At 69.9% G+C, this 13,215-nt stretch carries 12 protein-coding genes; 10 read left to right on the top strand and 2 right to left on the bottom strand.

The window, feature by feature from the left end; all coding sequences use genetic code 11:
• Positions 1 to 115 precede the first annotated feature (115 nt).
• Genes ABD481_RS35995 through ABD481_RS35965 form a run of 7 tightly spaced genes read left to right on the top strand, consistent with a single transcriptional unit; the run spans position 116 to position 7,303 of the window.
• Entirely contained in the window at positions 116 to 1,096 is a 981-nt protein-coding gene (locus ABD481_RS35995) for an STM4015 family protein (RefSeq protein WP_344670324.1), read from the top strand.
• 7 nt (positions 1,097 to 1,103) lie between these two features.
• Entirely contained in the window at positions 1,104 to 2,090 is a 987-nt protein-coding gene (locus ABD481_RS35990; RefSeq protein ID WP_344670323.1) for an STM4015 family protein, read from the top strand.
• 11 nt (positions 2,091 to 2,101) lie between these two features.
• Positions 2,102 to 3,097, top strand: a complete 996-nt coding sequence (locus ABD481_RS35985; RefSeq protein WP_344670322.1) for an STM4015 family protein — start codon at positions 2,102 to 2,104, stop codon at positions 3,095 to 3,097.
• A gap of 16 nt (positions 3,098 to 3,113) precedes the next feature.
• Positions 3,114 to 4,187, top strand: a complete 1,074-nt coding sequence (locus ABD481_RS35980; protein WP_344670321.1) for an STM4014 family protein — start codon at positions 3,114 to 3,116, stop codon at positions 4,185 to 4,187.
• A gap of 50 nt (positions 4,188 to 4,237) precedes the next feature.
• Positions 4,238 to 5,047, top strand: a complete 810-nt coding sequence (locus ABD481_RS35975) for an STM4013/SEN3800 family hydrolase (protein WP_344670363.1) — start codon at positions 4,238 to 4,240, stop codon at positions 5,045 to 5,047.
• Positions 5,047 to 6,366 carry an STM4012 family radical SAM protein gene (locus ABD481_RS35970; RefSeq protein ID WP_344670320.1) on the top strand — a complete coding sequence of 440 codons (1,320 nt, stop codon included), beginning with the start codon at positions 5,047 to 5,049 and terminating at the stop codon, positions 6,364 to 6,366. Before ABD481_RS35975 ends, ABD481_RS35970 begins: the two co-directional genes overlap by 1 nt.
• Positions 6,367 to 6,373: 7 nt before the next feature.
• Complete coding sequence (locus tag ABD481_RS35965) at positions 6,374 to 7,303, top strand: STM4011 family radical SAM protein (protein ID WP_344670319.1); 930 nt, start codon at positions 6,374 to 6,376, stop codon at positions 7,301 to 7,303.
• Here the strand turns inward: ABD481_RS35965 and ABD481_RS35960 are convergent.
• Together ABD481_RS35960 and ABD481_RS35955 are read right to left on the bottom strand one after the other, a co-directional pair.
• Positions 7,266 to 8,465, bottom strand: coding sequence for a DUF6745 domain-containing protein (locus ABD481_RS35960; RefSeq protein WP_344670318.1), 1,200 nt, complete (start codon positions 8,463 to 8,465; stop codon positions 7,266 to 7,268). The genes ABD481_RS35965 and ABD481_RS35960 overlap by 38 nt on opposite strands.
• Positions 8,465 to 8,809 (bottom strand): hypothetical protein, encoded by a 345-nt coding sequence (locus ABD481_RS35955; RefSeq protein ID WP_344670317.1) that lies wholly within the window; start codon positions 8,807 to 8,809, stop codon positions 8,465 to 8,467. The genes ABD481_RS35960 and ABD481_RS35955 overlap by 1 nt, the downstream gene beginning before the upstream one ends.
• Positions 8,810 to 9,227: 418 nt before the next feature.
• Here ABD481_RS35955 and ABD481_RS35950 point away from each other — a divergent pair, with 418 nt between their 5' ends.
• The 3 genes from ABD481_RS35950 to ABD481_RS35940 all read left to right on the top strand — a co-directional run bounded on the left by ABD481_RS35950 (position 9,228) and on the right by ABD481_RS35940 (position 13,210).
• Positions 9,228 to 10,154 (top strand): ROK family protein, encoded by a 927-nt coding sequence (locus ABD481_RS35950; protein ID WP_344670316.1) that lies wholly within the window; start codon positions 9,228 to 9,230, stop codon positions 10,152 to 10,154.
• 131 nt (positions 10,155 to 10,285) lie between these two features.
• A complete protein-coding gene (locus ABD481_RS35945; RefSeq protein ID WP_344670315.1) occupies positions 10,286 to 12,025 on the top strand; it encodes an ABC transporter substrate-binding protein in 1,740 nt (579 codons plus the stop codon).
• Between the two features lie 195 nt (positions 12,026 to 12,220).
• Positions 12,221 to 13,210: an ABC transporter permease gene (locus tag ABD481_RS35940; RefSeq protein WP_344670314.1), complete on the top strand. Its 990-nt coding sequence runs from the start codon at positions 12,221 to 12,223 to the stop codon at positions 13,208 to 13,210.
• The last annotated feature ends 5 nt before the right edge of the window (positions 13,211 to 13,215 follow it).

Raw genomic sequence — 13,215 nt, 5'->3', positions numbered from 1 at the left:
GCCCGGAGGGGTCCGCCCGGCGCGCTCCGCCGACCGTTCACGGAGCGCGCCGGATTCCGTCGGCGGCGGCTGATAGAAAGACCCCCATCGGAAACCGGCCGCTGGGAGGGGACTCGTGATCAACAGCGAGTGCGTCGAGCTCGAGTTCTTCGGCGGCCTGCCCGTCTTCACGCTCCCGGGGCGGGGCTTCGGGACCATGGCGGACTGGCCCGGCCGCGTCGAGGTCCCGGACGACGTCGACGGCTGGGCCTGGCGCATCGACTGCGCCTGGTGGGAGGGCCCGGGCTTCCTGGAGCTGTTCGAGGCCTTCATCGGCACCGTCGACACCGAGCCGATGACCGCGCTCATCCTCGGCAACTGGGTCACCGACCAGGACATGGACAAGACCGCCGCCGAGATGTTCGCGCCGCTGATCGCCGTCGCCGACCGGTTCCCGAACCTGACCGCGCTGTTCCTCGGGGACATCGCGCAGGAGCACCACGAGATCTCGTGGATCCACCAGAGCGACCTGGCGCCCCTGCTGCGGGCCTTTCCGAAGCTGACGCAGTTCGGCGTGCGGGGCAGCGAGAACCTGAGGTGGGAGGCGCGGTCCTACCCGGAGCTCAGGGAGCTGACGTTCCAGAGCGGCGGGCTGCCGCCGGAGGTGGTGCGCGCGGTCGGCGCCTGCGACTTCCCGGCGCTCGCCGAGCTGGAGCTCTACCTCGGCGACAGCGAGTACTTCGGCGGCTCCGACGTCGAAGACCTGGCCGGGATCCTGGACGGCGCGGGCCTGCCCAACCTCCGTTATCTGGGCCTGCGCGACGACGAGAACGCCGACCTGACGGCCGCGGCCGTCGCGCACGCGCCGATCGTGGCCCGCCTGGAGATCCTGGACCTCTCGCTCGGCACCCTCGGCGACGAGGGCGCGGCGGCGCTGCTGGCCGGCCAGCCGCTGACGCATCTGAAGAAGCTCGACCTGCACCACCACTTCATCTCCGAGCAGATGCAGGAGCGGTTGCGGGACGCGCTGCCCGGCGTGGAGCTGGACCTGTCGGATCCGCAGGAGGAGGACATGGACGGCGACGAGGTGTGGCGGTATGTCGCGGTGAGCGAGTAGCGCGGTCATGGGTTCCGGCTTCGCCACGCACCTCACCGAGTTCGCCGGGTTGGAGATCCTGGACTTCCCCGCCGGCCCCGGCCTCCCGCTGCCCGCCGGCGCCGACCGGGACGGGCCGCAGGCCTGGCGGCTCGACGCCGCCTCCGGGCTGGACGCCGATCCGGTACTGGCCTTCGGTGAGCTGCTCGACGACTTCCTAGCCCGGGTCGACACCGCCCGGGTCGCGGCGCTGGTCGTCGGGCGCTGGGGCTTCGAGCTGATCGACGTCTCCGACGGGCCGGTGGGCGCCACGCTGGCGGCCCGGGCCGACCGGCTCCCGGCCTTGCGGGCGCTGTTCGTCGCGGAGCTGACCAGCGACGAGTGCGACGTCGCCTATCTCGCGCTGGAACCCGTCACGCCGGTGCTGGAGGCGTTTCCGGGGCTGGAACAGCTGTGGGTCCGCGGCACCGCCGGCACCGGGCTCTCCGGGGAGGAACAGCCCCTGCTGGCCCCGATCAAGCACGAGACCTTGTGCACGCTGGTGTTCCAGTCCGGCGGCCTGGATCCGTTGACGATGCGAGCCGTCGGCGCGTGCGAGTTCCCGGCGCTGGAACACCTTGAGTTCTATTTCGGCGAACCCCGCCACGGCGGAACCGGAACCGTGGCCGACGTGGAGTGGCTGCTGCCCGGAGACCGCCTGCCGAACCTGCGGCACCTCGGCCTTCGCGACTCGATGGTGCAGGACGACCTGGCCGTGGCGGTGGCGCACGCGCCGGTGGTCGCGCAACTCAGGACCCTGGACCTGTCGCTCGGCGCGCTCGGCGACGGCGGAGCGGCCGCGCTGCTGGCCGGGCAGCCGCTGGGCCACCTGGTCAAGCTGGACCTGCACCACCACTTCCTGTCCGCGCAGATGCAGGAGCGGCTGCGGCAGGCCTGGCCCGGTGTCGAGATCGACCTGTCCGAACCCCAACCCGACGGCGACGAATGGGGCCGCTATGTCGCGGTCGCGGAGTGAGTGAACAGCGCATGAGTTTCCAAGACCACATCACCGAGTTCGCGGGCCTGCCGGTGCTCACCTTCCCGGCCGACCCCGAGGCCGCGGTGCCCGTGCCGGAGGGCGGGGCGGGCGCGGTGGCCTGGCGTCTGGACTGCCGGGGCGAGGACGACGAGTACCACGACCGCGACTTCGCCGAACTCCTCGACGCGTTCCTGGACCACGTCGACGGTGCGCGGGTGCGGGCGCTCGTCACCGGCCTGTGGACGTACGCGGTCGACATCGAGAACGACCGGGTGGCGCGCGACCTGGCCGCCGTCGCGGACCGGCTGCCGGCGCTGCGGTCGCTGTTCATCAGCGAGCTGGTGGAAGACCAGATGCAGCTGTCGTGGCTGTTTCAGAAACCTGTGACGCCGGTGCTGGCGGCCTTTCCTCAGCTGGAGGAGCTCTGGCTGCGCGGCACGGCGGACGGCGCGGCCATCAGCGAGTCCGAGCGGATGGCCGGATACGACGATTCGCTGGTCGAGCCGGAGACGAAGCACGCCGCGCTGCGCAAGCTGGTGATGCAGTCGGGCGGCCTGCCCGCGGGCGTCATCCGCGCGATCGCGACGTGCGACTTCCCGGAGCTGACGCATCTGGAGATCTACCTCGGCTCCCCCGAGTACGGCGGGGACGGGACCCTGGAGGATCTCGCGTCGTTCCTGGACGGCAGCCGCTTCCCGAAGCTCCGGCACCTCGGCCTCAAAGACGCCGAGTTCCAGGACGAGATCGCCGCCGCGGTCGCGCAGGCGCCGGTCGTGGCCCGGCTGGAGACCCTGGACCTCTCGCTCGGCACCCTCGGTGACGAGGGCGCGGCGGCGCTGCTGGCCGGCCAGCCGCTCGACCACCTGCGGAGGCTGGACCTCAGCCACCACTACCTGTCCGAAGGGATGCGGGAACGGCTGCGGCAGGCCTGGCCGACCGTGGAGGTCGACCTGTCCGACCACCAGGATCCGGAATGGGGCCGCTACATCGCGGTCGGCGAATGAGGCGACGGCCGCACCGATGACATCACGAGTGAAACCCGCTGTTCCCTTGCGCTTCGCGATCGTCGGCAACCCCGAGAACCGGCGCGTGACGCTGTTCGCCGACGCCGTCCGCGCCGCCGGTCTGCCCGAGCCGCGAACGGTGCCCTGGCTCGATGTGCTGCGCGGTGACCATGCCTTCGAACCCGGCGAGGTGGTCCGGGTGGACTCACCGGGCGAGGACGCCGAGGTGGCGCGATTGCTGCGCGGCTCCGCGGAGCCGGTCGACATGTATCGGGTCGAGGGCTCGCGCGATTGGTACGTCGGCTTCACTACGGCGCTGGAGAAGCTTCAGGCGGCCATCGAGGGAGCCGGTGCGTTCGCTCTGTTCCGACAGCGCGAAGTGGCCGTGGCCTTCGACAAACAGGCCTGCCACGCCTTGCTGCTGGACGTCGGCCTTCCGGTCCCCGACGAGGCGGAAAGCGACGGTTCGGAGAGCGCCTTCATCAAGATCCGCCACGGCTCCTCGGCGTCCGGCGTCGTCGCGCTGACGGTGCGTGGCTCGCGTCGGCGCGCCGTCACCTCGGCCGAACTGGTGCGGACCGAGCGTGGGATCGAGCTCTACAACTCGCTGCGCGTCCGCACCTATCTGCGCGACTCCGACATCGACGATCTGCTGGCCGCGCTGGCGCCGGACGGCCTGCACGCCGAGCAATGGATCGCCAAGGTGCAGCAGGACGGCCGGGACTGCGATCTGCGCATCGTCACCGTCGGCGGTCGCGCCACCCACGCGGTCCTGCGGACCAGCGCGCATCCGATGACCAATCTGCACCTCGGCGGTCAGCGCGGCGATCTGGCCCGGTTCCGCGCGCTGGTCGGTGAACCGCGCTGGCACAAGATCCTGGACTACGCCCAGACCACCGCGGCCTGTTTCCCGACCGTGCACAGCCTGGGGATCGATGTCCTGCCCGGCGCCGACGGCCATGACTACATCGGCGAGGTCAACGCCTACGGCGACCTGCTGCCGAATCTGATGGGACTTCCGGGCACCGTCGGGGAGGGCGTCGACACCTACGGCGCACAGGTACGAGCACTGATAGGCCGCTTCGCATGACCGGGACTGTGAACGTGGCTGCGAGCGCGGCCGCTATGAGCACCACCAATATGAACGACGTCGTCGGCACGCACGACCTCCTGTTCGTCACCCTCGACACGCTGCGTCATGACGTCGCGGTCGAGGAGTTGGCCGCCGGCCGGCTGCCGAACCTGGCGCGGGTGCTGCCGGACGGTTGGGAACGGCGGCACACGCCGGGGTCGTTCACGTTCGCGGCGCATTCGGCGTTCTTCGCGGGCTTCCTACCGACGCCGGTCGCGCCGGGCCGGCACACCCGGCTGTTCGCCGCCCGGTTCGGCGGCAGTGAGACCACGGCGTCGGACACGTGGGTCTTCGACGAGCCCGACCTGATCGCCGGGCTGCGGTCCGCCGGGTATCGGACGGTGTGCGTCGGGGGAGTGGGGTTCTTCAACCCGGAGAGCCGTCTCGGGCAGGTGCTGCCGGGGATGTTCGACGAGGCGCACTGGTCGGCGGCGACCGGGGTGACCGACCCGGACTCGTTCGAGCATCAGGTCCAGGTGGCCGAGAGCGTGGTGGCGAACCTGCCCGAGGACCAGCGGCTGTTCCTGTTCGTGAACGTTCCGGCCCTGCATCAGCCGAACTGGTTCTATCTCGACGGTGCTACCAGGGAAGCCGGTGACTCGCGGGAGTCGCACGCGGCGGCGCTGCGCTACGTCGACAGCCACATCGGGCGGCTGTTCGAGCTGGCAGCGGCACGCCGACCTTGCTTCGTCATCGTCTGCTCCGACCACGGCACCGCCTATGGCGACGACGGCCACGTCGGGCATCGCATCGGTCACGAAGTCGTGTGGACCGTGCCGTACGCGGATTTCGTGCTGTCGAAGGGATACGAGGCCTGATGCTGGAGCGTCCCTATGAGTCGTACGTGTACGCGTATCCGCACAAAACCGCGTACCGGCCGCTCGATCCGAAGCCGCTGCTGGCCGATGTGTGGCGGGGCGAGTCGCGCGACGCCTTGTCCTTCTATGCGCACATCCCGTTCTGCGAGGTGCGGTGCGGGTTCTGCAACCTGTTCACGCGTACTGGGGCTCCGGAGACACTGACCGCTGCGTATCTCGACGCGCTGGAGCGGCAGGCGGTCGCGGTGCGCACGGCGTTGGACGAGTCCGGACCGGAACCCCGGTTCGCGAACGCGGCGTTCGGCGGCGGAACTCCTACTTATCTGAGTGCTGATGAGCTGGCGCGGCTGTTCGACATCGCGGCGAAGGTGATGGGCGTCGGCTTTGGATCGGTTCCGCTGTCGGTGGAGGCGTCGCCCGCCACGGCTACTCCCGATCGGCTGGCCCTCCTTGCAGAACGGGGCACGACCAGGCTGAGCCTGGGTGTGCAGAGCTTTGACGACGTCGAGGCCCGGTCGGCAGTACGTCCCCAGAAGGCGTCCGAGGTGTTCGCGGCGCTGGACGCGATCCGCGCGGCCGGGATCCCGATTCTGAACATCGACCTGATCTACGGGATCGACGGTCAGACGAGGGACTCCTGGCGGTCGTCGCTGGCGACCGCGTTGCGGTGGTCCCCGGAGGAGATCTATCTGTATCCGTTGTATGTGCGGCCGTTGACGGGACTGGGGCGGCTGAACCTGGACCGCGACGCGGCCTGGGACGCGCAGCGGCTGGATCTGTATCGCGCCGGCCGCGACTACCTGCTGGAGAACGGCTACGAGCAGGTCTCCATGCGCATGTTCCGCCGCCGGGACGCGCCGGTCATCGAGGGCGGCGAGGACTACGCGTGCCAGACGGACGGCATGATCGGCTTGGGCTGCGGCGCGCGCTCCTATACGTCGTCACTGCACTACTCCTTCGACTACGCGGTGTCGGCGTCGGAGGTGCGGGGGATCATCGACGACTACGTCGCCACCGAGGACTTCGGCCGCGCCGAGGTCGGCTACCGGCTCGATGCCGATGAGCAGGCTCGAAGGTTCCTGATTCAGTCGTTGCTCCAGGCCGAGGGTTTGGAGCACGGGGAGGTCGCCGACCGGTTTCACGTGGAACTGGAGCTGCTGCGGAAGCGCGGTTTCTTGGACGGCGATTCTCTTACCCACGAACAGATCTCGCTCCCGCTTCGGCTCTCGGACGAAGGCTTGGCCTGGTCCGACTCGATAGGACCGATGTTCTTCTCCGAGCCGGTGCGCGCAGCGATGCGTGCCTACGACCTGAAGTAGGCGCCGAATGGAACTGTCGATCCTCTATCGCGGCCCGCTGGCGAGCTGTGACTACGACTGCGGCTATTGCCCTTTCGCCAAGCGTCGCGACTCCCCGGAGACCCTGCGCGCCGACCGCGAGGCGCTGGAGCGCTTTGTCGGGTGGGTGGGTGCGCAGGCCGAAGACCGGATCAATGTTCTGTTCACTCCTTGGGGCGAAGGGCTGACGCGATCCTGGTACCGCACGGCGATGGTCGAGCTCAGCCGACTGGACCACGTCGGCGAAGTGGCGATTCAGACGAACCTGAGCTCGCGGACGGCGTGGACGGCCGAGGCCGACCTCGGCTCGTTGGCGTTGTGGTGCACCTACCATCCGGATCAGGTCCCGTACGAGCGGTTCGTGGAGCGGTGCACCGAGCTGAGGGAACGCGGCGTCCGGTTCAGCGTGGGGATCGTCGGGCTCGCCGAGCATCTGGACGCGGCGCGACGCCTGCGGGCCGAGCTACCGGCGGACGTCTACCTCTGGGTCAACGCGGCCGAGGGGCACACCTACAGCGATCGTGAAGCCGCTCCCTGGACCGAGATCGACCCGCTGTTCCCGGTCTCGCGGTTCGCGCATCCGTCCCGCGGCCACGCCTGCCGCGCGGGGGAGACGGTGGTCTCGGTCAACGGCGACGGCGAGGTGTACCGCTGCCATTTCGTTTCGCGTACGGATCCGAGCGAGCGCCTCGGCAATCTCTACGACGGCTCCTACCGCGCGGCGCTGCGGCCGCGACTCTGCCCCCTGACAGAGTGCGACTGCCACATCGGCTACGTGCACATGCCGGAGCTGGGACTCTACGAGACCTTCGCCGGCGGGGTGCTGTCCCGGATCCCCGCCGACGTCCCTCGGGCCGCCGAGGGCCCCGTCCTGCTGACGATCAGGTCTGCGCCAGCGGCCGGTACTCGTCCTCGGTGAGGCCGAAGGTCCAGGCCACGCCTTCCTTGGCGGTGCGGGTGTGCGGCGGGACGCGCAGGAAGTAGACGTTGAAGGTGCCGTCCGGCTCGGGGGAGGAGTTCACCACCTCGACCAGGACGATCGACTCGTCGCCCGGCATCTCGATCCGCCACAGCTTCCCGGCCTCGTCCTGCTGCACCGGCTCGGCGCCGGACTCCTGGAGGAAGCGCTCGGGCGTGTAGTGCTCGACCATCATCCGGCGCTGCTCGGCGTTCTCCTCGGCGCGGATCAGCTCCGGGGTGGTGGCCGCCAGCCGGGCGCCGAACTCGGGGTCCAGGACCGTGCCGCGCCAGTAGTGCAGGGCGAAGCCGTCCGGGTAGGCCAGCGCCGGGCCGTCGCCGTGGTGCAGGCGGTCCTGGTCGTCCAGGCGCAGCGCGAGCGGGCGCTCGGTGAGGACCACGGCCTTCTCGAAGGGCCACCACCAGCCCCCGGAGCGGGCCATCCGGCCCAGATCGCAGGCCATCCCGGCGGCCTCGTAGAGCGGCAGCCAGGCGGCGTCGAACTGGCCGTGGACCGCGTGCGTCAGCACGATGCGCAGGGCGGTGCGCTCGGCGTCGTCGGCGGCCCGCGCCTCGACGCCGGCCGAGATCCGGGTGATCAGGCCGGACAGCAGCGGGGCCAGCGCGCCGCAGGCGGCCTGCCAGACCCGGCCGAACTCGCGCGGGCCGAAGCGCTCGGAGAGCTCGGCGCGGCCCAGCGACCAGGCCCGGTCCCGGATCCGGTCGCGGGCCGGGGCGCCGAAGCGGCCGTCGGCGGCGAGGATCAGGCGGGCGGCGGCCAGCGGCGAGTCGCACCAGATGATTTCGAGGTCGTCGCCGACCGCCGGCAGGGCCTCGGCGTACAGGGCGCGGACGGCCGCCTCGGCGGCTTCGCGGTCGGCGGAGTCGGTGGACAGCGCGATGCCGCGCCAGGTCTCGGCGGTGGCAGCGGCGATGGCCGCGACGCCGTCCGCGGTGAGGTCGGGCTGGTCGGGGTGGGCTGCGGACAACTCCAGGCACTTCTCGTAGCGGGCGTCGGTGGCCGCCGGCTCGGAGGCTCCGGCGGTTCCGGGCGTGCCAGGTGTATCAGGGGTCTCGGGCATCTCAGGGGTCTCGGGCGTCCGAGGCACGTCAGGAGTCTCCATCAGTCGGCCACCATCCGGAACGAGCGCAGCGCGCGCGGTTCGTACTCGCGCTGGCGGACCACCCGGAACCAGCCCTCGGGGAGCGGGATGGTGCCGTGCTCCTCGTGCACGACCTTGCCGCCGCGCGGGAGGAACAGGAACGCCGGGTCGCTGTCGGTCGGCGCCGGGTAGAAGTGGCCGTCGTCCTGCGCGGCCAGGACCGCGTGGGCGTGGCCGGTGCTCTCCCCCAGCGCCAGGATCATCGGCTCGCGCGGGGCGCGGCGCCGCGGCCCTTCGGCGCGGACCCCTTCCGGCACGGCGGTCTCCGTGACCGGCACGATCAACACATCTCCTTGGCGGTACACGGCCCCTCCTGTCGTCCGCGGCGCTGGCTGCCGACTGTTCCGGTGGCTGTCTCGGTGCCTCACCGTAGTCCGGGGCACCGACAAGGCCCGCGCCCTTGACGGCGCGGTACGGATGAATGTGGCGCCCCCGTTTCCGGCGGCGCCATTTCTTGTGTCGGTCTCCCACCGTTCCCGGACCCGGCCGCGGCCGTTGCCGACCCGTTATCGGATCGCGGCTACCAACCCCTTCCCCGGCAGCATTATTTAGTTTACTTTACTGACGAACTCGCGACGTACTGCCGCCGAACCGGGGATCACTCCCGGATGGCGGCTTCGCCGGTTCCCGCACCACGCACCACCGCACGACGCACCACCGCACCACCGCACCAAGCACAGAGCAACAGAGCAATGAGCAATGAGGCCGGCTTAGGGAGGGCGCTTGGACACGCCTGTAGTGCTGGGGATCGACTTCGGCGGGACGAAGACCGCGATGGCTGTCGCCGAGGCCGGCGCGGCTGTGCGGCTCGGTACCGCCACCGTCCCCACGCACGCTGCTGAGGGGGGCAAGGCCTCCCTGGCACGGGGGTTGCGGGCCGCCCGCGGCTTGCTGGAGCGGGTCGCCCCCGGGCGGGAGCCCCTGGCCGTCGGGGTCTCGACGATCGGGATCCCCCGCGAGAACGGGGTCGATCTGGCCCCGAACATCCCCGGCTGGGCCGAGCTGGCCCTGGCCCAGGAAGTGCAGGACGCGTTCCCCGACTCCGAGATCCGGGTCGAGACGGACGTGAAGGCCGCCGCGCGCGTGGAGGCCGTGGAAGGGGCTCTGAGGGACGCCGATCCCGGGCTGTACCTCAACCTCGGGACCGGTCTGGCGGTGGCCCTGGTGGCCGGCGGCGAAGTCGTCGCCGGGCGCAACGGCGCCTCCGGCGAGATCGGGTACAACCTGCGGTCGGTCGCCGATGTCGGCGCCGCCGCCGGGCAGCGGTCGATCCTGGAGGACGGCGTCAGCGGCATCGGGCTGCTGGCCCGGGCTCGGGAGCTGGTCCCGGGCGCGACCGGGGCCAAGGACCTGTTCGCCGCCGTGAGCACCGACGAGCGCGCGGCCGCGGTACTGAAGGAATTCACTGACGAGCTGGCCTTCCATCTGGTCAACCTCGCCATCGCCCTGGACCCGGCGCGGATCGCGGTCGGTGGAGGGATGGTCCGCTCCTGGGCCGCCCTGCACGGTCCGCTGCGCCGGGCGCTGGACGCCGCTGTGCCGTTCCCCCCGGAGCTGGTGCAGGCCGCGTTCCCGTTCGACGCCCCGCTGGCCGGCGCCCTCACGCTGGCCCGCGCCGCGGTGCGTCCGCAACCCTCGACAGCCCTGTAGACGCCACCGTCCCCGCGCCGGCGGCGCCGGCCGGGGGACTTCGCACCACCGCAGTATCCAGCTAGTCGCATCGCATCCCGGCTCCACTTCCCTCGGGTGCCACATCCCGTGAATCGGAAAGGAAACCCAGCATGAGGCACGGCAAGTCCTCGCTGCTCGCGGTGGCCGTCTCCATAGGCCTGGCCGCCAGCGCGTGTTCCAGCACCAAGCACACGAACGACACCTCCGGGAGCACCGGCGGCACGTCGGCCAGCTCGGCCTCCGGCAGCTCGTCGTCGTCGTCCTCCACCGCCCCCAAGACGTACAAGCAGGGCGGCACCCTGACGATCTCCAACGAGCAGGGCCAGACCTGGCCGTGCGCGTTCAACCCGTTCAACGCCTCCAACAACGTCGAGGCCAACGGGTTCATCTACGAGCCGCTGATCTACATCAACACGCTGCAGAACGCCAAGGAAACCCCGATGTTGGCGTCCAGCTACCAGTGGAACACCGACAAGACGGCGGTCACCTTCACCATCCGGGACGGGGTGAAGTGGAGCGACGGCCAGCCGCTGACGGCCGACGACGTCGCCTTCACCTTCAACCTGATGAAGCAGGCTCCGGCCACCGACCTGTACACGCTGTGGAGCGGCGCCGGCCTGACCGAGGCCAAGGCCAGCGGCAACCAGGTCACGCTGACGTTCAAGCAGAACGCGCAGGTGTACTTCTACCAGTTCGCCAACCTGGTCACGATCGTGCCGCAGCACATCTGGTCCACCGGCGACGCCGCGGCGCACCCGGACACCTGGGCCAACGCCAACCCGGTCGGTTCGGGCCCGTACACGGTCAAGTGCACGCCGAACAACATGGAGTACAAGGCCAACCCGAGCTACTGGCAGCCCGGCAAGCCCTACGTCACGACCGTGGAGTACCCGGCCTACCTGGACAACCAGCCGGCCAACCAGGACCTGGCCAGCGGCAAGGCGCAGTGGGGCTCGCAGTTCATCACCGGCATCAAGTCCTTCTACCTGAACAAGTCGCAGGACAACCACACCTGGTCCCCGCCGGTCCTGAACGTCGCGCTGGTCCCGAACCTGGACCCCTCGCACAAGGCGACCAGCCAGCTCGGCGTGCGCCAGGCCCTGGCCTACGCGATCGACAAGGCGAAGGTCTCCGCGATCGGTGAGGACGGCCAGCAGCCGCCGGCCAACCAGTCCGGCATCGTCACGCCGACCTTCGACAAGTACAACGACGCCGCGGCGATCAGCGCGGCCGGGTTCGACAAGCCGGACCTGGACAAGGCCAAGGCGGCGCTGCAGACCGCCGGCTACTCGACCTCGAACCCGTTGAACCTGACGGTCATCTCGGTCCAGGGCTACACCGACTGGGACGCCTCGCTCGCGGTCATCAAGGACGAGCTCAAGGGCATCGGCATCAACCTGACCGAGAGCTCCCTGACCATGCAGACCTACGACGACAAGCTCTACAAGGGCGACTACGACCTGGCCTACGTCGGCCAGCCGGCCGGCGGCCCGACGCCGTACTACGAGCTGCGCGAGTGGCTGCACTCGGCGAACACCGCGCCGATCGGCCAGTCCGCCTCGGCCGGCAACTTCGAGCGCTACCAGAACAAGGAAGTGGACACGCTGCTCGACAGCTACGCCACCGCCTCCGCCGACGACCAGGTGGCCATCATCAAGAAGATCGAGGGCTACATGATCAAGGACGTCCCGATCATCCCGGTCACCGAGTCCGTGGACTGGTTCCAGTACAACACCAAGGACTTCGGCGGCTGGCCGACCTCGGACAACCCGTACGCCCAGCCCGCGGCCTACAACTACCCGGACAACGAGCAGGTGCTGCTCAACCTGTTCTACAAGCCGGCCCAGTAGTCCGCCGGACCTGAGGTCCCCGATCGACCATGGTCCGCCAGGGGTTTGGTCCCCTGGCGGACCCGGACGGCGCCCCGACCGTACCGGGGGCGCCGCCTCGCCACCGCGCTTCCGCGCCCACCCGCCGCCCCCGCCGCCCGCGTCCGCGGGCCCCGCCGCGGCGCCGTGTTCGCCAGCCAATGAAAGGACAGAGGGTTGAGATATCTTCTGCGCCGACTAGGGTTCTTCCTTCTCACCCTCTGGGCCGCCCTCACGCTGAACTTCTTCCTCCCGCACTTCATGCCCGGCAGCCCGATCAACTCGCTGCGGGCCGCCACCCGCGGCAAGGTGCCGGACGCCCAGCTCAAGCAGATCCTGGCCTCCTACGGCTTCAAGCCGGACGCCAACGTGTTCAGCCAGTACTGGGACTACCTGGGCAACATGCTCTCGGGCAACTTCGGCGTCTCCACCGGCGGCAGCTCGCTGGGCACCCCGGTGTCCAAGATGATCGGCCAGTCGCTGCCGTGGACCCTGGGCCTGGTCGGCATCACCACGGTGCTGGCCTTCATCCTGGGCTCGCTGGTCGGCACCATCGCGGCCTGGCGCCGCGGCGGCGTCGTCGACTCGGTGCTGCCCTCGGTGTTCGTCGTCACCTCGGCGCTGCCGTACTTCGTGGTCGGCCTGTTCCTGATCCTGTTCTTCACGATCGACAACACCTGGCTGCCCGGGTCGTTCAACTACGACAACACGATCGTGCCGGGCTTGTCGCCCGGGTTCATCGGCAGCGTGCTCCAGCACGCGCTGCTGCCGGCCGCCACGCTGCTCATCACCTCGATCGGCGGCTGGGTGCTGACCATGCGCAACAACATGATCACCACGCTGGCCGAGGACTACATCCGGATGGGCCGGGCCAAGGGCCTGTCGGACCGCAAGGTGATGGTCAACTACGCCGCGCGCAACGCGTTCCTGCCGAACCTGTCCGGCTTCGCGATGTCGATCGGGTTCGTGCTGACCGGCGCGATCCTGGTGGAGCGGATCTTCAACTACCCGGGGCTGGGCTACCAGCTGTACAACGCGGTCAACAGCATCGACTACCCGATGATGCAGGCGCTGTTCCTGCTGTTCACGATCGCGGTGCTGGGCGCCATCCTGGTGTGCGACCTGCTCACCGTCTGGCTCGACCCGCGTACCCGGGCTAAGGGGTGAGGCAC

The organism is Catenulispora yoronensis (assembly GCF_039531695.1).
Lineage (GTDB): Bacteria > Actinomycetota > Actinomycetes > Streptomycetales > Catenulisporaceae > Catenulispora > Catenulispora yoronensis.
Note: the sequence above shows the minus strand (reverse complement) of the source record. Positions and strands in the feature narration are given on the sequence as shown.

Excerpts from the sequence above, each read along its gene's own strand:
- ABD481_RS35980 (WP_344670321.1), top strand. The coding sequence starts at position 3,114 with ATGACATCACGAGTGAAACCCGCTGTTCCCTTGCGCTTCGCGATCGTC.
- ABD481_RS35945 (WP_344670315.1), top strand. The coding sequence starts at position 10,286 with ATGAGGCACGGCAAGTCCTCGCTGCTCGCGGTGGCCGTCTCCATAGGC.
- ABD481_RS35985 (WP_344670322.1), top strand. The coding sequence starts at position 2,102 with ATGAGTTTCCAAGACCACATCACCGAGTTCGCGGGCCTGCCGGTGCTC.
- ABD481_RS35975 (WP_344670363.1), top strand. The coding sequence starts at position 4,238 with ATGAACGACGTCGTCGGCACGCACGACCTCCTGTTCGTCACCCTCGAC.
- ABD481_RS35965 (WP_344670319.1), top strand. The coding sequence starts at position 6,374 with ATGGAACTGTCGATCCTCTATCGCGGCCCGCTGGCGAGCTGTGACTAC.
- ABD481_RS35970 (WP_344670320.1), top strand. The coding sequence starts at position 5,047 with ATGCTGGAGCGTCCCTATGAGTCGTACGTGTACGCGTATCCGCACAAA.
- ABD481_RS35990 (WP_344670323.1), top strand. The coding sequence starts at position 1,104 with ATGGGTTCCGGCTTCGCCACGCACCTCACCGAGTTCGCCGGGTTGGAG.
- ABD481_RS35960 (WP_344670318.1), bottom strand. The coding sequence starts at position 8,465 with ATGGAGACTCCTGACGTGCCTCGGACGCCCGAGACCCCTGAGATGCCC.